Genomic DNA, 20526 nt, shown 5'->3' on the forward strand with positions numbered 1-20526 from the left:
TCCGCCATGTCGCCCCTGTCCGCCTCTCCCAAGCCTGCCGCGACTACCGCCGCGAAAACCGTGCTGAAGGTCGCCAGCTACAATATCCGCAAGGCAATGGGCATCGACCGCCGCCGCGATCCGGCCCGGATCCTGCAGGTGCTCAACCACATCGGCGCCGACGTGGTGGTGCTGCAGGAGGCCGACCTGCGGCTCGGCCCGCGCCCCGCGGCCATCCCGCGTTTCCTGATCGCGCAGGAAACCGACTACGAGGTCGTGAACCTCGCCCGCAACGACGTCAGCCTCGGCTGGCACGGCAATGCCATTTTCGTCCGAAAGGGGCTTGAGGTAACCGACATCCGGCGCTTCGATCTGCCGGGGCTGGAGCCGCGCGGCGCGGTCATGGCTCGGGTCGAGGGGGTGAACGTCGTGGGCGCGCACCTCGGACTGCTGCGCCGCTACCGGCTCAAGCAGATGTCCGAGATCCGCGACCAACTCGGTGAGCTACGCGCCGAGGCGGCGATCTTCGGCGATTTCAACGAGTGGTCCGACGTGCGCGGCTACGAGCCTTGGGAGCGCGATTTCACCCTTACCCTGCCGGGCCGAAGCTACCACGCCTCGCGGCCCTTCGTGGCGCTGGACGGCATCGCCTACGGCAGCGCCCTGGCGCTCGACGATGCAGGGGTCGAGGAGGGCGGCGCGGCGCGGCGCGCCTCGGATCACCTGCCGATCTGGGCGCAGCTCTCGCGCCGCGGCTGATCCCATCGCGGCCAGTGTCGGGAGGCGGTCTTGCATCACGCCATGTCCTGCGCCATGTAACACTCCAAGCTAACCGCCGCAGCGGAGGATCATATGCTGGAACTGGGCAAGACCGAGGCCCCCAAGGGCGATCTCATCAAGGACGTCAGCGAAGCTGACTTCATGGCCGAGGTGGTCGACGCCTCGCAGGAGGTGCCGGTCATCGTCGACTTCTGGGCGCCGTGGTGCGGCCCCTGCAAGCAGCTCGGCCCGGCTCTCGAGGCCGCGGTGACCGAGGCGCGCGGCGCCGTCAAGATGGCCAAGGTCAACGTCGACGAAGCGCAGATGATCGCCGGTCAGCTGCGCATCCAGTCGATCCCGACGGTCTATGCCTTCTACAAGGGCCAGCCGATCGACGGCTTTCAGGGCGCGCTTCCGGCCTCCGAGCTTAAGGCCTTCATCGACCGGGTCGTGCAGGCCTCGGGCGGTGACGCCTCGGGCGGGCTCGACGAGGCCGTGGCCACTGCCGAGGAAATGCTCGAGCAGGGCGCCGCAGCCGATGCGGCACAGGTCTTCGCAGCGGTGCTCGAAGAGGATCCGAAGAACGCCAAGGCCTTCGCGGGCATGGTGGCGTGCTATCTCGCGCTTGGCGAGATCGAGCAGGCCGAGGCGGTGCTGAACGGCGCACCGGTGGAAATTTCCAAGGCCCCCGAGCTGGAAGCGGCACACGCCAAGATCGAGCTTGCCAAGCAGGCGAGCAACGCCGGCCCCGTCGCCGAGCTGACCGCCAAGGTCGAAGCGGACCCGGCGGACCTGCAGGCGCGCTTCGATCTCGCGCAGGCGCTCTACGCGCATGGCCAGACCGAAGAAGCGGTGACCCAGCTTCTCGATCTCTTCCGCCGCGACCGCGAGTGGAACGACGGGGCTGCCAAGACCCAGCTCTTCACCATCTTCGAGGCGCTCAAGCCGAACGATCCGGTTGTGCTCAACGGACGTCGCAAACTCACCTCTATGATATTTGCCTGATCGCCGATGCGCCCTAGCTCGCAGGTCATGGTGAGACGAACCGACCTTCCCGGAATGATCCCGGTCTTTCCGCTGCCCGGAGCCCTGCTGCTGCCGCGGTCGCGCCTTCCGCTGCACATCTTCGAGCCGCGCTATCTGGCGATGCTCGACGACGCGCTGAAGACCGACGCGCGGCTCATCGGCATGGTCCAGCCTGCGGCGAACGGCTCTGACGAGCGGCCCTCGTTGCAGCGCATCGGCTGCGCCGGGCGCATCACCCAGTTCTCCGAGACCGAGGACGGGCGCTACATGATCACGCTGTCGGGCCTGTCGCGCTTCCGGGTGATGGAGGAAGTCGACGGCTTCACCCCCTACCGTCGCTGCAAGGTCTCATGGGAGGGGTTCGAACATGATCTCACGTCGCATGCCGACCACGACGACAGCTTCGACCGCGGCGCCTTCCTGCGGCTTCTAGACCGGTATTTCGAGGCGCGCGGCCTCTCCGCCGACTGGGACACGCTGAAGGATGCCGAGGACGAGCTGCTGATCAACTCGCTCTCGATGCTGCTGGATTTCGCGCCCGAAGAGAAGCAGGCGTTGCTGGAGGCCCCGCGCCTGGAGTCGCGCCGCGAGACGCTGGTGACACTGATCGAGTTTGCCCTGCGCGGCGGAGAAGAGGACCTGATTCAATGAGCGAAGAGACATTCACCTTTGACCGCCGCATGCTCGAGGCGCTGGTCTGCCCGGTGACCCATGCCGTGCTCGACTACGATGCCGGGCGTCAGGAGCTTGTCAGCAGGGGCGCGGGGCTCGCCTTCCCGATCCGTGAGGGCATCCCGGTGATGCTGATCGACGAGGCCCGGCGGCTCGACAGCTGAGCGCAGAAAAGCGAGGGGGCGCGCCCCTCGCGCTCCACGGAATATTCCCGGCTGAAAGAACAAGGCGCGGTCCAAAGGGGACCGCGCCTTTTCCTGTCTCAGATGTCGAGCGCGAGCGCGCGGGCGAGGATCGCCGCATCCACGTTGCCGCCGGAGACGGTGCAGATCACCGCCTCGCCCTCGATCTCGCTGGCGCGGAAGAGCGCCGCGGCCAGGGCCACCGCGCCGCCGGGCTCGGCGATGATCCTGAGATGGCGGGCCGCGAGTTGCATGGCCTTGAGCGCCTCTTCCTCGGAGACGGCCAGTCCCGGCCCGCAGAGCCGCTGCATGATGGGGAAGGTGAGGTTGCCCGGCTGCGGCGTGACGATGGCGTCACAGATATTGCCGCCCATGGCCGCGTTGCGCTGGATTGTGCCCGCCGCCAGCGAGCGTTTGACGTCGTCAAACCCGTCGGGTTCGGCGGGGCGTGCGCGCAGGCCGGGGGCTTTGGCCTCGAGCGCCAGCGCGATGCCCGAGGTCAGCCCGCCACCGCCGCAGCAGACGAGCACATCGGCTTCGGTCACCCCCTCTTGGGCAGCCTGCTCGGCGATCTCCAGCCCGCAGGTGCCTTGCCCCGCGATCACCTCGGGCTCGTCGAAGGGTTTGACCAGCGTGAGGCCGCGCTCCGCCGCCAGACGGGCGCCGAGCGCGTCGCGGTCTTCCTTCTCGCGGTCATAAGGAACCACCTCCGCGCCGAGCCCCCGGGTGCCGGCGACTTTCGCGGCGGGGGCGTCGGCGGGCATGATGATCACTGCGGGCACCCCGAAGCCCTTTGCCGCCGCCGCGATGCCCTGCGCGTGGTTGCCCGAGGAGAAGGCGATCACCCCCTTGGCCCGCACCTCGGGATCGAGCGCGGAGAGCGCCGACCAGGCGCCGCGGAACTTGAAACTGCCGGTGTGCTGCAGGCACTCGGCCTTCACCAGCACGCGGCGCCCGGCGATCTCGTCGAGGAAGGGCGAAGAGAGCAGCGGCGTGCGGCGGGCGTGGCCTTGCAGCCGCCCGGCGGCGGCTTCGATGCGGGTGATGTCCATGGGATATCCTCGGGTTGTCGGTCTCGGGCAGACCCTGTGCCGGCCCGGGGGGCAAGTCAACGGGCTTGCCAGGCGGTGCCTCCGCTGGTGAGAGTAACGCCATGATCGAACGGCGCCACGAGGACAACGGCACACGCCCGCGGGCGCTCTACTCGCCCTGCGGGACCTATCGATACGGGTTGGAACGGCTCTGGCGCGAGACGCCGGGGCCCGTGCTGCTCTGGGTCATGCTCAACCCTGCCAAGGCCGACGAGCGGCGCAACGATCCCACCATAGACCGCTGCCAGCGGCGGGCGCAGGCGATGGGCTTCGGCGGCATGCGCATCGCCAATATCTTCGCCTTCCGCGCGCCGACCCCGGCCGAATTGCGCCGCGCCGAGACCCCGGTGGGGCCGGAGAATGACGCGCTTTTGCTGCGCTGGCACGCCGAGGCGGGGATGACGCTGGCCGGCTGGGGGATGCACGGTGCACATATGGGACGCGGGCCGCAGATCGCGGCGCAGCTCATTGGCGCCGTGCATGTGCTGGGTCTGACGAGGGACGGGCACCCGCGGCATCCGCTCTATGTGGCCTACAGCCAGCAGCCGCGGCTCTGGCATCGGCAGGCTGGATCGGCCGCCGGATGACCCCGATTGGCCGCGCCGGGGAACTTCGGGCTTCCCTTCGCACCTGAATCGCCCTATATGCGCGCATCCGGCCATGCGGGCCGGAGCGCTCCAAGGGCCCTGCTGGACGACATCCCGGCTTGTGCCATCCCTCAAACCTTCAAGGAGACCCCGATGTCGATCACCGTTGAAGAAAAGAACCGCCTGATGAAGGAATTTGCAACCAAGGAAGGCGACACCGGTTCGCCCGAAGTCCAGGTTGCCATCCTCACCAGCCGCATCACGACCCTGACCGAGCACTTCAAGACCCACAAGAAGGACAACCACTCGCGTCGTGGCCTTCTGAAGCTCGTGGCTCAGCGCCGCAAGCTGCTGGACTATCTGAAGGGCAAGGAAGAGGCACGTTACACCGACCTCATCCAGCGCCTCGGCATCCGCCGCTGATCCGCGCAGGATACGGAAGTCGCAGCGCCCGCTCCTCTGGAGCGGGCGTTTTGCGTTTCGGGCCTTGCGCCCTGGGGGCGGTCCCCGGCCTGTCCGAGGGCGCGCCGCGCTTATCACTTCCCAAAAGGCGGATTCTCCTGTATGCGCGCCCCATCTGAGACGTGACGCCTTTGGCTCCCGGGCACATGCAAGAGGATAGGGAGCGGTGGCAATGGGGCCACCATAGGAACGGGAGACCCGGAGGGCCGGGAGTGCTCCCTTACAGGATACGCTACATGTTCAACGTAACGACGAAATCCATGCAGTGGGGCGAGGAAACCCTCACCCTCGAGACCGGCAAGGTTGCCCGTCAGGCAGACGGCACCGTCATCGCCACGCTCGGCGAGACCTCGGTCATGGCCAACGTGACCTTCGCGAAGGAACCGAAGCCGGGCCAGGATTTCTTCCCGCTGACCGTCCACTACCAGGAAAAATACTATGCCGCGGGCAAGGTGCCCGGTGGCTTCTTCAAGCGCGAGGCGCGTCCGACCGAGAAAGAGACGCTGACCGCACGCCTGATCGACCGTCCGATCCGTCCGCTCTTCGTCCCCGGCTTCAAGCATGAAGTGCTGGTGATGTGCACCGTGCTGTCGCACGATCTGGTCAACGACCCCGACGTCGTGGCGATGATCGCCGCCTCGGCCGCGCTGACCATCTCGGGCGTGCCCTTCATGGGTCCGATCGCCGGCTGCCGCGTCGGTTACACCGAGGGCGAATACGTGCTGAACCCGACCGTCGACGACATGCAGGGTCTGCGCAACAACCCCGATCAGCGTCTCGACCTCGTCGTCGCCGGCACCAAGGACGCCGTGATGATGGTGGAATCGGAAGCCTACGAGCTGACCGAAGACGAGATGCTGGGCGCCGTGACCTTTGCGCACGCGCAGATCCAGCCCGTCATCGACCTGATCATCGATCTGGCCGAATCCGCCGCGAAAGAGCCTTTCGACTTCCAGGCGCCCGACTACTCGGAGCTTTTCGAAGTGGTGAAGGGTCTGGGCGAAGCCAAGATGAAGGCCGCCTACGCGATCACCGACAAGCAGGCGCGCGTCGCCGCCGTGTCGGCCGCCAAGGAAGAGATCAAGGCACAGCTGAGCGAAGAGCAGCTCGAAGACGCGAACCTCGGTTCGGCGATCAAGAAGCTCGAGTCGGTCGTGCTGCGCTCGGACGTGGTGAAGAACAAGCGTCGCATCGACGGCCGCGCGCTCGACCAGGTTCGTCCGATCGTATCGGAAACCTCGGTTCTGCCGCGCACCCACGGCTCGTCGCTGTTCACCCGCGGTGAGACCCAGGCGCTGGTCGTGACCACGCTCGGCACCGGCGACGACGAGCAGATCATCGACGCCCTGCACGGCAACTTCCGCAGCAACTTCCTGCTGCACTACAACTTCCCGCCGTACTCGGTGGGTGAAGTGGGCCGCGTTGGCTCGCCGGGTCGCCGCGAAATCGGCCACGGCAAGCTGGCATGGCGCGCGCTGCAGGCCGTGCTGCCTGCACCGACCGACTTCCCCTACACCATCCGCGTGGTGTCCGAGATCACCGAATCCAACGGGTCGTCCTCGATGGCCTCCGTCTGCGGCGGCTCGCTGTCGATGATGGATGCAGGCGTTCCGCTGAAGGCACCGGTGGCCGGTGTGGCCATGGGCCTCGTGCTGGAAGACGACGGTGAGTATGCGGTGCTGACCGACATCCTCGGCGACGAGGACCACCTCGGCGACATGGACTTCAAGGTCGCAGGCACCGAGAACGGCATCACCTCGCTGCAGATGGACATCAAGGTCGCGGGCATCACCCCCGAGATCATGAAGCAGGCGCTGGCACAGGCCAAGGACGGCCGGATGCACATCCTCGGCGAGATGGCCAAGGCCCTCACCGAAGCCGGCGACTTCTCGGTCCACGCCCCGCGCATCGAGACCATGCAGATCCCGACCGACAAGATCCGTGAAGTGATCGGCTCGGGCGGCAAGGTGATCCGCGAGATCGTCGAAGTGTCGGGCGCCAAGGTCGACATCAACGACGATGGCGTGATCAAGATCGCCTCGGCCAACGGCGAAGCCATCCAGAAGGCCTACGACATGATCTACTCGATCGTGGCAGAGCCGGAAGAGGGCGCCGTCTACAAGGGCAAGGTCGTGAAGATCGTCGATTTCGGCGCCTTCGTGAACTTCTTCGGCAAGCGCGACGGCCTCGTGCACGTCAGCCAGATCGAGAACCGCCGCCTGAACCATCCGTCGGATGTGCTGAAGGAAGGCCAGGAAGTCTACGTGAAGCTGCTCGGCTTCGACGATCGCGGCAAGGTGCGCCTCGCCATGAAGATGGTCGACCAAGAAACCGGCGAAGAGCTGGCAGCGGACAAGAAGGAAGAGACCGCGGAGTGATCCGCGGCCTCGGCCCTCGCTGAAATGCACAAACGCCCCGGCCTTTCGGTCGGGGCGTTTTCTGTTGGGGGGACACTCGCCGCTGCGCGCGCTGCGCCCGCGTCTGGCTTCAGTGCAGCAGGGCAGGGGCCCGAGGCTGATCCAGCACCAGAGACGAGGTGCCCGCTCCGGCCCAGAAGCCTTCGAGGTGACGCGCAGGGTCGACTTTCTGGCGCATCTCCTCGGTAAGGGCCAGTAGGCCGGTCACCTGGTCCTGCGACCAGCTCAGCAGCAGCCCGGGCGCCGAGATCGCCGAAATCGGCGCATCCATCAGGGCCACCGGCGGCTCGTCCCGGTGCAACGCCTCGACCGGGCAGTCCAGCGAGGAGGTGCGGGTCTCGTCCCAGAGGGTGACCTCGTCGAGGCGGAGCGCCTCGAAATAGGGCACAAGCATTGGCTCGAGGACCAGCGGCAGCCAGTCCTCCTCCGGCTTGTAGAGCCCTTCGTGACGGCAGTGCCGCGCGATCCGTGAGACAAGCGTGGCATCGAGATCCGGCGGCTCGGCCCCGATCACCCAGAGCCAGACCATGCGTGCGAAATGTCGGAAGTCGCTGACACCAAGCGCCTGGGCGATCATGTCCCAGCGCACCGGCTGGCCGGTGGTCTTGATGATCTCATCGAAGGCCTCGGGGGCTTGGTCGGGCTGCGGCCCGCCAAGGCTCTCGAGCAGCGCCTCGAGTTCCTGCGGTGTCGTCGCTTCACTGCGCAGCGGACCCCAGGCGGTGGTTTCCGGCGTAAAGCCGGGCACGCGGAAGAAGGGGTTGAGCACCACGAAGACATGATCGTAGTCGCGCATCCACCAATGCAGGAGCTGCGCGTTCATGTTCGGATGTTCGAGACGTCGGGGCGTGTCGGTCAAACTGAGTCCTTTCCGGCCAGAGCGCCGGGCTTCTATCATCTGGTGCGTCAACGGCAAGCTGCGGGGGGATTCACCATGCGTGGCGGGGGAATCTCACCCTCGTTCGCACTTTTTTAACAATTTTCGACGCAGATCGAAAGGGCAAGCCGTCGTGACGCCACTCACGGAATTTGCACGACAATGGCTGGGATGCGCTTCGGACTCCGCAGGGTTCGGGGTCCGAGGCGCAGGCAGCTGGCGGGCTGAGCTTTGGGCTGGAACACGCTGGGCTTACATGTGCGGTCTGTCGACCATCCCGGAGCCGGACAGGTTTCGAAAAGCCGGAGACGTTGCAAAAAAGAGGCCGGGCGCGTGGCCCGGCCCAGTCCAACAGGGAGGTGCATGTGATGACCCGCACATGCCACGGGAACTGTTGAGGGACCTGACCGACGGGAGGAGTCCTATCCGAAAGGCTAGGTCAGAGTATCACCAAGTACAGTGTCAACCAATGGGCGAGCAGACGAAGATTGGCGGAAAACCGCTATGACGTGACATTTCCGCCGATTCGTCAGGCAACAAGCCGATAACCCCCGGATTCTGTGACCAAAATACGTGCGTTCGAGGGATCGGGTTCGATTTTCTGCCGCAGTCGATAGATGTGGGTCTCGAGCGTGTGCGTCGTCACACCGGCGTTGTAACCCCAGACTTCGTGCAGCAGAATCTCGCGCGGCACCACGCCTTCGGTCGAACGGTAGAGGAACTTGAGGATGTTCGTTTCTTTCTCGGTCAGCCGGATCTTACGGTCGTCCTCGGTCACCAGCAGCTTCATCGACGGCTTGAAGGTGTAGGGGCCGACGGTGAAGACCGCATCCTCGGACTGCTCATGCTGGCGCAGCTGCGCGCGGATGCGGGCCAGCAGCACCGGGAATTTGAAAGGCTTGGTGACATAGTCGTTTGCACCAGCGTCGAGGCCGAGGATGGTGTCGGCATCCGTGTCATGGCCGGTGAGCATGAGGATGGGCGACTTGACCCCCTGCTTGCGCATCAGCTTGCACAGCTCGCGGCCGTCCGTGTCGGGCAGGCCGACGTCGAGGATCAGCAGGTCGTAGACCTGTTCCTTCACCCGCGCCATGGCGGCAGCGCCGGTCTCGGCCTCGAACACCTCGAAATCCTCGGTCATGACCAGCTGCTCGGCCAGCGCTTCGCGCAGGTCGTCGTCGTCGTCCACCAGAAGGATGTTCTTGATCTGGGCCATTTGCCTCTCCGTCGTGCCGTCTCTGTCTTGCTGGGTCACATGTAAGCGTAAGGGGGAACAAACAAGTTTTGCTGCAGGGTTCTCACGCTCTCGTGTTGCGGGATGGCTTTTGTTACAGCAATGAAGCTGCTTTGTTTCAGCGCCTTCCCGGGCCGGCTGGCCCGGGTGTACCATCCGCCACGCTCGCCGCGGCCCAGACAGGAAGACGCCCATGTCCCTCGCGCCCGATCTCGGAGAATTGCTCGCCCGTGCCCGCGCCGACCTGCGCATGGGGGTGCCGGTGGTGCTGAAGGCGCGGGCCGGCGGCGCGCTGGTGATCGCGGCCGAGACAGTTTCGGCGGCGCGGTTGGCGGTGCTGCGGGCGCTGCCGGGAGAGCTTGACCTGACCATTACCGCGCGCCGGGCCGAAACGCTGAAGGCGCGGGCCTATGACGGCGATCTGGCGCGGGTGATCCTTCAAGGCGATGCGGGGCTCGACTGGGTGCAATCGATCGCCGATCCGGCGGATGACTTGGCCAAGCCGATGAAGGGCCCGCTCGCCACCCGCCGGGGCGGCGACACCGGGCTGCACCGGCTGGCGATCACCCTCGTGAAATCGGCGCGGCTGCTGCCCGCCGCCCTGATCCTGCCGCTTGCGGACCCCGAAGGCTTTGCGCAGGGCGAGATGCTGACCGTCGTCGAGGCCGACCCGGCAGGCCCCTACATGCTGACGCTGGCGCGGCTCGATCACGTGGTCTCGGCCAAGGTGCCGCTGCGCGCGGCGCAGAACGCCCGGCTGCACATCTTCCGGCCCGAGGATGGCTCAGACGAGCATTACGCCATCGAGATCGGCCGCCCGGACCGTTCCAAGCCGGTACTCTCGCGACTTCATTCCGCCTGTTTCACCGGCGACCTGCTGGGCTCGCTGAAATGCGACTGCGGACCGCAGCTCAATGCGGCGCTGGCGCAGATGGGCGAGGAAGGGGCAGGCGTCTTGCTCTACCTCAACCAAGAAGGGCGGGGCATCGGGCTGGCCAACAAGATGCGCGCCTACGCGCTGCAGGATCAGGGCTTCGACACGGTCGAGGCGAACCATCGGCTGGGCTTCGAGGATGACGAGCGCGACTTCCGCCTCGGCGCGGAGATCCTGCGCAAGATGGGCTTCGGCGCGGTGCGGCTGCTGACCAACAACCCCAACAAGATGGCGATGATGGAGCGCTGCGGCATCACCGTCGCCGAGCGCGTGCCGCTGAAGGTGGGGCTGAACACCTACAACGAACGCTATCTTGCCACCAAGGCCGAGAAATCGGGGCACCTGCTGTGAGCGGCGCGGGCGTGCGTGTGGGGGCGAATGACCTGGTGCTGACCCGCGCCGGTCTGCGTTTCGCGGGGCGGACGTGGCCCTGCGTTATCGGGCGCGGCGGCGTGCGGGCCTGCAAGCGTGAGGGCGACGGGGCGACGCCGGTCGGCGTCCACCGCGTGGTCGCCATGCTCTACCGGCCCGACCGCAAGGCGCGGCCCGCTTTCTGGGCAGAGCCGATCCGGCTGCGCGATCTCTGGTGCGACGACAGTGGCTCGCCGGCCTATAACCAGCTGGTGCAGGCACCTTTCGCACCCAGCCACGAAACCCTGCGACGGGCCGATCCGCTCTACGATCTCGTGCTGATCACCGACTGGAACTGGCCCGAGGCCGAGCCGGGCCGCGGTTCGGCGATCTTCCTGCACCAGTGGCGGCGGCCGGGCTATCCGACGGCAGGCTGCGTCGGTTTCGCGCCGGGCGATCTGCGGGAGATTGCCGGGCGGATATTGCCGGGCACGCGGCTCGTGGTGCCCGAGCCGCTGGACGGCTGGCGCGCGGGCTGAGGCGGCAGCAGCGGGGGCACACCCCGTGCCGCCATGGGAAATCTTGTGCTGGCGAAGAAAGCGGCCGCGGGTCCTCTCAGGCCACGAGGCTGTGGGCGATGCCTTCGAGCAGGCCGAGGCATTGCGCCAGCTGGCCGCGGGTGACGAATTCGTCGGGCTTGTGGGCCTGGGCGATCTCTCCGGGGCCGCAGACCACCACGGACAGGCCCATCTGCTGGAACAGGCCGGCCTCGGTGCCGAAGGGCACCACGTCGGCGGAATTGCTGCCGGTGAGGCGGGAGATCAGATCGCGCGCCGCGTTGTCCTCCATCGGGATCAGCCCGGCGACCTCGCCGATCACCTCGGTGGTGATCTCGGCGTCGGGGTGCACGGCGCGCATGGCGGGCAGCAGTTCATGCTCGATGCAATGGGCCAGCGCCTCGTTGACGAACTCGGCGTCGCCGGGCTGCACCGGGCGCATTTCCCAATCGACCTCGGCCTTGCCGGGAATGACGTTATGCGCGACACCGCCGGCGAGGCGGCCGACGTTCACCGTGGTCCAAGGCGGATCGAAGCGGCTGCCGTGCGGCGCGCGGGCCTTCAGCGCCTCGGCCATCTCCATCAGCCGCTGGGTATAGCGCAGCGCGTAGAGCACCGCGTTCACGCCGCGGTCGGGGGCGGAGCCATGGCCCTCGAGCCCCGAGAACCGCGTGGTGTATTCGCAGCAGCCCTTGTGCCCCTCGATCAGCCGCATGCCGGTGGGCTCGCCGATGATCGCCATGCGCGGCGCGTGGCCGCGGCGCTGCAGCTCGGGCACCAATGCGCGGGCGCCGAGGCAGCCGACCTCCTCGTCATGGGTGAAGCAAAGATGCAGCGGGCGGCGCAGCGTCATCTTCGAGACCGGCTCGGCCAAGGCCAGCGCGGCGGCGATGAAGCCCTTCATGTCGCAGGTGCCACGGCCGTAGAGGTGATCGTCGCGCAGGGTCAAGGTGAAGGGGTCGCTGCTCCAGTCCTGATCGGTCACCGGCACCACATCGGAATGCCCCGAGAGCACCACGCCGCCGGGGATGTCCGGGCCGAGCGTGGCGAACATATTGGCCTTGGTGCCGGTCGCGTCGCGGAAGAGCTCGACCTTTGCGCCGAGGTGCTCGAGGTGATCACCCATCATGGCCATCATCGCGAGATTGCTCTCGCTCGAGACGGTCGGGCAGGCGATGAGGTGCTTCAGGTGCTCCTCGGTGGCGGGCAGAAGATGGCTCATGACCGAAGGCTTAGCAGGGACGGACGCCCGGTCAAACCTCTTGCGACCCGCGAAGAGGGAGAAGGCGCCCGATCCCTTGTGTGTACCGGGGGCGTTTCAGGGGACGCAGAGGCCGGCGTTTCGCTCTGCTCGGAAGAACACGAAGATCTGGCGTTTTTCTCGCCATTTGCTCTTGAAATGTGCGGTTGCGGGGCCGCTACGCCGGAGGTCACGGCGATTCTGCGCTGATTTTCATCGAAATTCCGGTTCAGACGCCGTTCATGACCCCGCGGAAGCCGGAGGTAATCGGCCTGCTGAGCAATGTGTCATGACGATTTTTTGCTGCGAAGGGACGCATTTGTGCCCGATGGTCCTGCAAAGACGCGAATCTCTTCGCGTTCGCGGCAACACGGTTGCAACATGGGTCTGGACGCGCTCTTATCCTACGCAAGACAGCGGAGAAAAATCCGCGGAACACAAAACGGGGAGCCGGATTTGCCAGATACCGGGACAAGCGACGCTTTTGTCGCCTTTGAGCGCGTGCAGAAAAGCTATGATGGCGAGACCCTTGTCGTCAAAGACCTGAACCTGAGCCTGCCCAAGGGCGAGTTTTTGACGATGCTGGGACCGTCGGGTTCAGGCAAGACCACCTGCCTGATGATGCTCGCCGGTTTCGAGACCGCCACCCATGGCGAGATCAAGCTCGACGGCGTGTCGATCAACAATATCCCGCCGCACAAGCGGGGCATCGGCATGGTCTTCCAGAATTACGCCCTTTTCCCGCACATGACCGTTGCCGAGAACCTCAGCTTCCCGCTCGAGGTGCGCAAGATCGGCAAGTCGGACCGCGAGGCCAAGGTCAAGCGGGCCCTCGACATGGTCGAAATGGGGGCCTTCGGCGGCCGCCGCCCGGCGCAGCTCTCGGGCGGCCAGCAACAGCGGATCGCGCTGGCGCGCGCGCTGGTGTTCGAGCCCGAACTGGTGCTGATGGACGAGCCGCTCGGCGCGCTCGACAAGCAGCTGCGCGAGAAGATGCAGTTCGAGATCACCGATCTTGCGCACCGACTGGGGATCACCGTGGTCTATGTGACGCACGACCAGACCGAGGCGCTGACCATGTCTGACCGCGTCGCCGTGTTCAACGACGGGCGCATCCAACAGCTCGCCCCGCCGGATCAGCTCTACGAGCAGCCCGAGAACAGCTTCGTGGCGCAGTTCATCGGCGAGAACAACACGCTCGAGGGCACCATCGCCGAGATCAGGGGCGACAATTGCGTGGTCAAGCTGGACGGGGGCGAGGTGATCGACGCCAAGCCGGTCAACGTGACCAAGGTCGGCGAGCGTACCCGTGTTTCGATCCGCCCCGAGCGCGTCGAATACAACAAGGATCGCCTGCAGGAAGGCGCCCACACGCTCAAGGCCAAGGTGCTCGAGTTCATCTACATGGGCGACATCTTCCGCACCCGGCTCGAAGTGGCCGGCAACCGCGACTTCGTCATCAAGACACGCAACGCGCCCGACCAGGTACGCCTGACCCCGGGCACCGAGATCGAGATCGGCTGGTTGCCCGAGGATTGCCGCGCGCTCGACGCCAACTGACGAGACTCTGCCCGCGCTGCCCCCCTTGCAGTGGGCGGGCGGTGCGGACCGGAAAGGTTCCGGCGGTTTGCCCGTGTCCTGGAACCCACAATACACAACGGGCTATCTAAGGGAGTTACAGATGAAACGGACCAAGACCCTCCTGGCCACCACCGCGCTCACGGTTGCCGCAGGCGCCGTCTCCGCGCAGGAAATGGCCAACGACATGACCCTCGTGTCGTGGGGCGGCGCGTATCAGACGAGCCAGATCAAGGCCTATGCCGACCCCTACAAGGAAATGCACCCCGAGGTGAACATCTCCTGGGATGAAAGCTCGGCCGAAGCCGTGGCAAAGCTGCGCGCGATGAACGAGGCCGGCAACATCACCTGGGACCTCGTCGACGTCGTGGCCTCTGACGCCATCCGCCTGTGCGACGAAGGCCTCGCCATGGAATACGATCCCGACGAGCTGCTCGCCGAGGCAGACGACGGCACCTCGGCCGAGGACGACTTCGGCGATATGATCGTCTCCGACTGCTTCATCCCGCAGATCGTCTATTCGACCACCTTCGGTTACCGCACCGACATGGTGCCCGAGGGCGCGGATGCGCCGTCGGACATCTGCTCGATCTTTGATCTCGAGACCTACCCGGGCAAGCGCTCGCTCGAGAAGCGCCCGATCAACAACATGGAATGGGCGCTGTACTGCGACGGCGTGGCCAAGGACGAAATCTACGACGTTCTGGCTACCCCGGAAGGCCAGGACCAGGCGCTCGCCAAGCTCGACACCATCAAGGACAGCGTCGTGTGGTGGTCCGCGGGTGCCGACACACCGCAGCTTCTGGCGGACGGCGAAGTCTTCATGGGCTCGACCTACAACGGCCGCCTCTTCTCGGTGATCGAGGAGCAGGACCAGCCGGTCGCCATGATGTGGGACATGCAGGTGTTCGATCTCGACGGGTGGATCATCCCCGAAGGCCTTGACGACGCCGCTCTGGCGCGTGTGAAGGACTTCGTGAAGTTCGCCACCGACACCCAGCGTCTGGCCGATCAGGCCGCCTACATCTCCTATGGTCCGGCACGCCAGTCGTCGGCTCCGCTTGTCGGTCAGCACGCCGACCTGGGCATCGACATGGCGCCGCATATGCCGACCGATCCGGCAAACGCGACGAACACGCTGCTCTACAACTACGAGTTCTGGGCGGACTATCGCGACGACATCGACGCGAAGTTCCAGGCCTGGCTCGCGCAATAAGCGCAGACGCGACATGGAGAGGGGCCGCATGGCCCCTCTCTGCACTCAAAGACCCATAATCTAATAAAAACAGACCCGCAGGGGGTAGGATGACAGCTTCGACCGATGTCCCGGAGAAAGGTGCCAACGGGCCCATGCTGGCCGCGGATGGTACGCCGCTAAAAAAGAGCCTGTCTCGGGCGTTGCGCGTGCAGAAGTTGCGAGCCCTCGCGCTCATCGCTCCACTGCTGATCTTCGTTCTGGTCACCTTCATCGCGCCGATCGGGGACATGCTGTTCCGCTCGGTTGAGAACCAGATTGTTTCGAACACGATGCCCACGACCACCAGGGCGCTCTACGACTGGGACGGCACGGGCCTGCCGCCCGACCAGGTGTTCGAAGATGCCTATTACGATCTGTTTGTGGCCGCCGAACGCAAGGAGCACACTCGCCTCGGTTCGCGCCTGAACTACGAACAGACCGGCGCATCGTCGCTCTTCCGCAAGTCGGGCCGTGGGCTCGACGACATCGGTGAGCTCTATCAGGATCAGTTCGAGGATCTCGACGAGAATTGGGACGACGCGCAGATTTGGGCCGAGATGATGGGCTCCGAGGACTGGCTCGCCAAGGAAGCCGCCTGGGAGAAAGGCGAGCGCCTGCCGAAATTCGCGCTGCGTGACGGCGTCGAGGAGCTGCTGCCGCGCACCGCCGAGCAATATGAGATCTTCGCGAATTACACCCACCGCGAAGAGGGGGACTCCCTGCTCGACGAAGAGCCCTGGTCGGCGGTGCACACCGCCCTCTATCAGGACCTCTCGACGCAGGATGTCTCGGGCTACACCGGCCCCCACGCCGACATGCTCAAGGCCGCCGCCGCGCTGGTGGCCAGCCCCGATTTCGAGACCGTCAGCTTCAAGGACGGCTTCGGCGAGATCGACAAGGACTGGCTCGAGCCGCAGATCTGGCGGACGCTGAAGCTCTACGCGCCCGACTACACCTCGGGCTATTTCCTCAACTCGGTGGATATGAAACTCACGCCGGACGGTGCCGAGGCGCGCCCGGAGAATGAGCGCATCTACATCATGCTCTTCAAGCGCACGCTGTTCATGAGCCTCGTGATCACCTGCAGCTGCATCCTGCTGGGCTACCCGGTGGCCTACATCCTGTCGAACCTGCCGGCGCGCAAGGCGAACCTGCTGATGATCCTCGTGCTGCTGCCGTTCTGGACCTCGCTCTTGGTGCGAACCTCGGCCTGGAAGATCATGCTGCAGCAGCAGGGCGTCATCAACGACGTGCTGGTGTGGATCGGACTGGTTGCCGATGACGGCCGCCTGACGATGATCAACAACCAGTTCGGCACGATCGTGGCGATGACCCACATCCTGCTGCCCTTCATGATCCTGCCGATGTACTCGGTGATGTCGACGATCCCCAAGACCTATGTGCGGGCGTCAAAATCGCTGGGCGCGACCGACTGGACGACCTTCTGGCGGGTCTATTTCCCGCAATCGGTGCCGGGCATCGGCGCGGGCTCGATCCTCGTGTTCATCCTCGCCATCGGCTACTACATCACCCCCGAGATCGTCGGCGGCACCACCGGTACCTTCATCTCGAACCGGATCGCCTATCATATCTCGACATCGCTGAACTGGGGCCTCGCGGCCGCGCTCGGCTCGATCCTACTGGCGGTGGTCCTGATCCTCTACTGGGCCTACGACCGCATCGTCGGCATCGACAACGTGAAGCTGGGGTAACGGCCATGAGCAACGTCATTCTCACGCCCGCCATCAAGAAACCCCTGTCGCTGACCCTACCGGTGCTCGCCGCGGCGGGAGCCTTCGCCGGGGTCTTCATCGGCGCGGCCAACGGCTCGGTGCTGCTCGGCATCCTGCTCGGCGCGCTGGTCATGGCCGGCTTCGCCTTTGCCGCCATGTCACTGTCGAAGGAGCTGGAAAAGCCGTTGCGCTGGGGCATCATCGTCGTCTTCGCGCTGCTGGGCTTTCTCAGCGGGGGCGTCTCGGGCGGCCTTGTCGGAGCGCTCTTCGGCTGGTTCTTCGGCTGGTTCACCTACTGGATCGGCTTTGGACGCTACCGCGTGCCGCTGGTGCCCTACCTGTCGTCGGGACAGGTGCTCTGGCATTACAGCTTCCGCGTCATCTGCGGCGCGATCTTCGTCTTCCTGATCACGCCGATCCTGGTGGTCATGCCGCTTTCGTTCAACGCGGAGGACTTCTTCACCTTCACCCCCGAGATGCTGCGCTTCGATCCGGCGGGCTACTCGCTGAAACACTACCGGGACTTCTTCACCAACCCCGAATGGACCGGCGCGGTGAAGAACTCGCTGATCATCGCGCCGCTGGCGACGATCATCTCGGTGAGCCTTGGCACGTTGGCGGCCATCGGCCTGTCGCAAAGTCACGTTCCGGGCAAGCGCGCGATCATGGCCATCCTGATCTCGCCGATGATCGTGCCGCTGATCATCTCGGCCACCGGCATGTATTTCTTCTACTCGAAGATCAATATCGTCGGCACGCTCTGGGGCGTGGTTCTGGCGCATGCGGTGCTGGGCATTCCCTTTGTGATCATCACCGTCACAGCGACGCTGGTCGGCTTCGACCGGAGCCTCGTGCGGGCGGCGGCAAACATGGGCGCGAACCCGGTGACCACCTTCTTCCGGGTGCAGATGCCGCTGATCCTGCCCGGGGTGATCTCGGGCGCGCTCTTTGCCTTCATCACCTCCTTCGACGAGGTGGTGGTGGTGCTGTTCATCGGCTCGGCCGAGCTCCAGACCCTGCCGTGGCAGATGTTCACCGGCCTGCGCGAGCAGCTCTCGCCGACCATCCTCGCGGCGGCGACGGTGCTGGTGGCGATCTCGATCCTGCTGCTGGCGACGGTCGAGATGCTGCGCCGCCGCTCCGAGCGCCTGCGGGGCATGTCGCCGGGCTGAGCGCTGGTACAGGCGAAAGAACGCTGGAGAGCCGCGGATCACCGCGGCTCTTCACGTTTCGGAAACCGGTGCAGGGGCAAGCTGCGCGGAGATTCACTCCCAGTCGCGTGGCCCCTATGACCCAACACGATTCCCAGCTTATCGCGCAAACCCGCAACAGCGCCGTCGGCGAGGTGCCCTTCGAGCTGAAGGACCTGTTCTTCTCGCGCACCGACGAACGCGGCGTGATCATTCACGGCAACAGCGTGTTCCGGAAGATCTCGGGCTACATGTGGGAGGAGTTGAAAGGCGCGCCGCACAAGCTGGTGCGCCATCCCGACATGCCCAAAGGGGTGTTCCAGCTCTACTGGGACAAGCTGAAGGCGGGGGATTACGTCGCCGCCTACGTGAAGAACAAGTCCAAGGACGGGCGCTATTACTGGGTGCTCGCCGTGGCCTGGCCGATCGCGGGGGGGTATATCTCGGTCCGGGTCAAACCCTGCTGCGGTCTTCTCGACCGGGTGAAGGAAATCTATTCCCGCCTGCGCGAAGCGGAGACCGAACAGGGGGTTACCCCGGTACGCAGCAAGGACATGCTGCTGGCCGAGGTCGCGGAGCTTGGCTACACGTCCTACGAGGGGTTCATGACCGCCGCGCTCGCGCAGGAGCTGGAGGCCCGGGCGCAGCGCATGGGCACCAAGCTCGGCCCCCGGCAGCTGCGCTTCATGACCATGGCCAAGACCATCCTGCAAATCCGCGAGGAAACCGACCGGATGACCGAGATCATCAAGGCGATCCGCACGGTGCCGATGAACATGCGCATCCTCGCCTCGCGGCTGGAAAACGCTGGTGGGCCGATCAGCGCCATCTCGGTCAACTACGGCTCGATGCTCGACGAAATGGCGGCTTGGGTGCGCGGCTTCGTCGAGGGGGAGGACAGCACCTACATGCGCATGCTAACGACGATTCAGCAGGGCCAGTTCCTCGTTTATGCCGGCAGCCTGCAGGCAGAGATGTCGGCGATCTTCCAGGAGGATGTGCGCCATGCCAACGCGAAAGAGGACGTCATCCGGGACAAGGAAACCCTGATCGCCGAGGAGATCGTCTTTCAGAAGGCGGCGATCGATGCGCTCAAGGTCGTCGAGATCGAGGCGACGCGGCTCGGGCGGTCGGTGCTGGACATGAAGCGCTATGTCACCGGGCTCAGCTCCACGCGCATGATGTGCAAGATCGAGAGCGCGGCGCTCAGCGGCACCGGGGACTCTCTGGCCGGGATCGTCGACCAACTCGACGCGGGGCAGGATGAAATCGAGGCGCGGCTCGCCCGGATCGTCGAGCTGAACACGGTTATCCAGTCAAATACGGCGATGCTGCGCGCGATGAGTTGACCTGACGCATCCCGGCGCCCGGCGCACAGGCAAACGGCCCGCGCGGGGCGCGGGCCGTTGTCGGGATGCGAAACCCGGGGGCGGGGGGGGGCGACCCCCCCTGAGCGGCCGCTTACGAGCGGACCAGCTTTTCGTAGGTCTCGGCGATGTCGCGGGTCAGCGCGCCAACCTCGAAAGTGTAATCGCCAATCTGTCCGACCGGGGTCACCTCGGCGGCAGTGCCGGTCAGCCAGCACTGCTCGAAGCCTTCCATCTCCTCGGGCATGATGTGGCGCTCGTGCACGGTGATGCCCTTTTCCTTCAGCAGCTTGATCACCGTCTGACGGGTCAGGCCGTTGAGGAAGCAGTCGGGCGTCGGCGTGTGCACCTCGCCATCCTTCACGAAGAAGATGTTGGCGCCGGTCGCCTCGGCCACGTAGCCGCGGTAGTCCATGAAGAGCGCGTCCGAGCAGCCCTTGGCTTCGGCGGCGTGTTTCGAGGTGGTGCAGATCATGTAAAGACCCGCCGCCTTGGCGTGCACGGGGATCGTCTCCGGGCTCGGGCGCTTCCACTTCGCGATGTCGAGCTTGGCGCCCTTCATCTTGGCGTCGCCGTAGTAGTTGCCCCAAGCCCAGGCCGCGATCGCCAGGCGCACCGGGTTGCGCGCCGAGGCGACGCCCATGTCCTGACCCGCGCCACGCCATGCGACAGCGCGCACGTAGGCATCGGTGAAGCCGTTGGCTTTCAGCACCGCGTCCTTGGCCGCGTCGATTTCTTCAACGGAATAGGGGATCTGGAAATCGAGCTCGCCGGCCGAGAAATGCAGCCGCTTGGAATGCTCGTGGCCAAGGAAGATCTTGCCGTTGTAGGCCCGCTCGCCCTCGAAGACCGAGCTCGCGTAATGCAGCGCATGCGTCAGGACGTGAACCTTGGCATCTCGCCATTCCACCATCTGGCCATCCATCCAGATCTTGCCGTCGCGGTCGTCGAAAGCTCCGTCCATGGGTCATCTCCTTCACACAGGCGCTTTGCATTAGTTGCGTTCTTTAGGTCCGCCTCGGACATAATGTTGCGCAAAAACTGCGACTCGCT

19 protein-coding genes are annotated in these 20526 nt (G+C 65.4%); 14 read left to right on the forward strand and 5 right to left on the reverse strand.

The genetic code is table 11. The features are described from left to right. Positions 1-6 precede the first annotated feature (6 nt). The 4 genes from G0D83_RS07215 (at position 7) to G0D83_RS07230 (ending at position 2600) form a co-directional block, all read left to right on the forward strand. A complete protein-coding gene (locus G0D83_RS07215; RefSeq protein ID WP_235940002.1) occupies positions 7-738 on the forward strand; it encodes an endonuclease/exonuclease/phosphatase family protein in 732 nt (243 codons plus the stop codon). Between the two features lie 93 nt (positions 739-831). After that, entirely contained in the window at positions 832-1743 is a 912-nt protein-coding gene (locus G0D83_RS07220; protein ID WP_108966916.1) for a co-chaperone YbbN, read from the forward strand. A gap of 27 nt (positions 1744-1770) precedes the next feature. Beyond that, positions 1771-2415, forward strand: a complete 645-nt coding sequence (locus tag G0D83_RS07225) for an LON peptidase substrate-binding domain-containing protein (protein WP_108967780.1) — start codon at positions 1771-1773, stop codon at positions 2413-2415. Continuing rightward, a complete protein-coding gene (locus G0D83_RS07230; protein ID WP_164191250.1) occupies positions 2412-2600 on the forward strand; it encodes a Trm112 family protein in 189 nt (62 codons plus the stop codon). The genes G0D83_RS07225 and G0D83_RS07230 overlap by 4 nt, the downstream gene beginning before the upstream one ends. A 98-nt stretch (positions 2601-2698) precedes the next feature. Here the strand turns inward: G0D83_RS07230 and G0D83_RS07235 are convergent, their stop codons facing one another. Further along, positions 2699-3670, reverse strand: a complete 972-nt coding sequence (locus G0D83_RS07235) for a threonine/serine dehydratase (RefSeq protein WP_164191254.1) — start codon at positions 3668-3670, stop codon at positions 2699-2701. 101 nt (positions 3671-3771) lie between these two features. Here G0D83_RS07235 and G0D83_RS07240 point away from each other — a divergent pair, with 101 nt between their 5' ends. The 3 genes from G0D83_RS07240 to pnp all read left to right on the forward strand — a co-directional run bounded on the left by G0D83_RS07240 (position 3772) and on the right by pnp (position 7136). Beyond that, entirely contained in the window at positions 3772-4296 is a 525-nt protein-coding gene (locus G0D83_RS07240) for a DUF1643 domain-containing protein (protein WP_164191259.1), read from the forward strand. A gap of 153 nt (positions 4297-4449) precedes the next feature. Next, positions 4450-4719: a 30S ribosomal protein S15 gene (gene rpsO / locus G0D83_RS07245; protein ID WP_108966908.1), complete on the forward strand. Its 270-nt coding sequence runs from the start codon at positions 4450-4452 to the stop codon at positions 4717-4719. Between the two features lie 275 nt (positions 4720-4994). Then, positions 4995-7136 carry a polyribonucleotide nucleotidyltransferase gene (gene pnp / locus G0D83_RS07250; protein WP_164191262.1) on the forward strand — a complete coding sequence of 714 codons (2142 nt, stop codon included), beginning with the start codon at positions 4995-4997 and terminating at the stop codon, positions 7134-7136. Between the two features lie 109 nt (positions 7137-7245). Here pnp and G0D83_RS07255 read toward each other — a convergent pair whose 3' ends face one another. Then, a complete protein-coding gene (locus tag G0D83_RS07255; RefSeq protein WP_235940006.1) occupies positions 7246-8034 on the reverse strand; it encodes a hypothetical protein in 789 nt (262 codons plus the stop codon). 547 nt (positions 8035-8581) lie between these two features. Continuing rightward, positions 8582-9268, reverse strand: a complete 687-nt coding sequence (locus G0D83_RS07260; RefSeq protein ID WP_095880623.1) for a response regulator transcription factor — start codon at positions 9266-9268, stop codon at positions 8582-8584. Between the two features lie 211 nt (positions 9269-9479). Between G0D83_RS07260 and ribA the strand changes: the two genes are divergently transcribed. After that, positions 9480-10571 (forward strand): GTP cyclohydrolase II, encoded by a 1092-nt coding sequence (gene ribA / locus G0D83_RS07265; protein WP_164191268.1) that lies wholly within the window; start codon positions 9480-9482, stop codon positions 10569-10571. A 32-nt stretch (positions 10572-10603) separates the two neighbouring features. Further along, on the forward strand, positions 10604-11110 hold the full coding sequence (locus G0D83_RS07270; protein ID WP_164191541.1) for a L,D-transpeptidase: 507 nt from the start codon (positions 10604-10606) through the stop codon (positions 11108-11110). A gap of 76 nt (positions 11111-11186) precedes the next feature. Here G0D83_RS07270 and argE read toward each other — a convergent pair whose 3' ends face one another. Then, the gene (argE, locus tag G0D83_RS07275; RefSeq protein WP_164191272.1) at positions 11187-12350 is read right to left on the reverse strand and encodes an acetylornithine deacetylase; all 1164 of its coding nucleotides are present in this window, start codon (positions 12348-12350) and stop codon (positions 11187-11189) included. A 474-nt stretch (positions 12351-12824) separates the two neighbouring features. Between argE and G0D83_RS07280 the strand changes: the two genes are divergently transcribed. The 5 genes from G0D83_RS07280 (at position 12825) to G0D83_RS07300 (ending at position 19455) form a co-directional block, all read left to right on the forward strand. Beyond that, positions 12825-13928: an ABC transporter ATP-binding protein gene (locus tag G0D83_RS07280; RefSeq protein ID WP_108966898.1), complete on the forward strand. Its 1104-nt coding sequence runs from the start codon at positions 12825-12827 to the stop codon at positions 13926-13928. A 121-nt stretch (positions 13929-14049) separates the two neighbouring features. Further along, positions 14050-15162, forward strand: a complete 1113-nt coding sequence (locus tag G0D83_RS07285; protein WP_108966896.1) for an extracellular solute-binding protein — start codon at positions 14050-14052, stop codon at positions 15160-15162. A gap of 89 nt (positions 15163-15251) precedes the next feature. Next, the gene (locus G0D83_RS07290; RefSeq protein WP_164191275.1) at positions 15252-16895 is read left to right on the forward strand and encodes an ABC transporter permease; all 1644 of its coding nucleotides are present in this window, start codon (positions 15252-15254) and stop codon (positions 16893-16895) included. Positions 16896-16900: 5 nt separating this feature from the next. Beyond that, the gene (locus G0D83_RS07295) at positions 16901-18088 is read left to right on the forward strand and encodes an ABC transporter permease (RefSeq protein WP_164191279.1); all 1188 of its coding nucleotides are present in this window, start codon (positions 16901-16903) and stop codon (positions 18086-18088) included. A gap of 116 nt (positions 18089-18204) precedes the next feature. Continuing rightward, a complete protein-coding gene (locus G0D83_RS07300) occupies positions 18205-19455 on the forward strand; it encodes a PAS domain-containing protein (protein WP_164191282.1) in 1251 nt (416 codons plus the stop codon). Between the two features lie 112 nt (positions 19456-19567). Here G0D83_RS07300 and G0D83_RS07305 read toward each other — a convergent pair whose 3' ends face one another. Further along, entirely contained in the window at positions 19568-20437 is an 870-nt protein-coding gene (locus G0D83_RS07305) for a branched-chain amino acid aminotransferase (protein WP_164191286.1), read from the reverse strand. Between the last annotated feature and the right edge of the window lie 89 nt (positions 20438-20526).

The organism is Salipiger sp. PrR003, from assembly GCF_010500785.1.
GTDB classification, from domain to species: domain Bacteria; phylum Pseudomonadota; class Alphaproteobacteria; order Rhodobacterales; family Rhodobacteraceae; genus Salipiger; species Salipiger pacificus_A.

Coding starts and splice junctions, on each gene's coding strand:
- G0D83_RS07305 (WP_164191286.1), bottom strand. CDS start 20,437: ATGGACGGAGCTTTCGACGACCGCGACGGCAAGATCTGGATGGATGGC.
- G0D83_RS07260 (WP_095880623.1), bottom strand. CDS start 9,268: ATGGCCCAGATCAAGAACATCCTTCTGGTGGACGACGACGACGACCTG.
- ribA (WP_164191268.1), top strand. CDS start 9,480: ATGTCCCTCGCGCCCGATCTCGGAGAATTGCTCGCCCGTGCCCGCGCC.
- G0D83_RS07215 (WP_235940002.1), top strand. CDS start 7: ATGTCGCCCCTGTCCGCCTCTCCCAAGCCTGCCGCGACTACCGCCGCG.
- G0D83_RS07295 (WP_164191279.1), top strand. CDS start 16,901: ATGAGCAACGTCATTCTCACGCCCGCCATCAAGAAACCCCTGTCGCTG.
- G0D83_RS07285 (WP_108966896.1), top strand. CDS start 14,050: ATGAAACGGACCAAGACCCTCCTGGCCACCACCGCGCTCACGGTTGCC.
- G0D83_RS07235 (WP_164191254.1), bottom strand. CDS start 3,670: ATGGACATCACCCGCATCGAAGCCGCCGCCGGGCGGCTGCAAGGCCAC.
- argE (WP_164191272.1), bottom strand. CDS start 12,350: ATGAGCCATCTTCTGCCCGCCACCGAGGAGCACCTGAAGCACCTCATC.
- rpsO (WP_108966908.1), top strand. CDS start 4,450: ATGTCGATCACCGTTGAAGAAAAGAACCGCCTGATGAAGGAATTTGCA.
- G0D83_RS07220 (WP_108966916.1), top strand. CDS start 832: ATGCTGGAACTGGGCAAGACCGAGGCCCCCAAGGGCGATCTCATCAAG.
- G0D83_RS07240 (WP_164191259.1), top strand. CDS start 3,772: ATGATCGAACGGCGCCACGAGGACAACGGCACACGCCCGCGGGCGCTC.
- G0D83_RS07290 (WP_164191275.1), top strand. CDS start 15,252: ATGACAGCTTCGACCGATGTCCCGGAGAAAGGTGCCAACGGGCCCATG.
- G0D83_RS07300 (WP_164191282.1), top strand. CDS start 18,205: ATGACCCAACACGATTCCCAGCTTATCGCGCAAACCCGCAACAGCGCC.
- pnp (WP_164191262.1), top strand. CDS start 4,995: ATGTTCAACGTAACGACGAAATCCATGCAGTGGGGCGAGGAAACCCTC.
- G0D83_RS07230 (WP_164191250.1), top strand. CDS start 2,412: ATGAGCGAAGAGACATTCACCTTTGACCGCCGCATGCTCGAGGCGCTG.
- G0D83_RS07225 (WP_108967780.1), top strand. CDS start 1,771: ATGGTGAGACGAACCGACCTTCCCGGAATGATCCCGGTCTTTCCGCTG.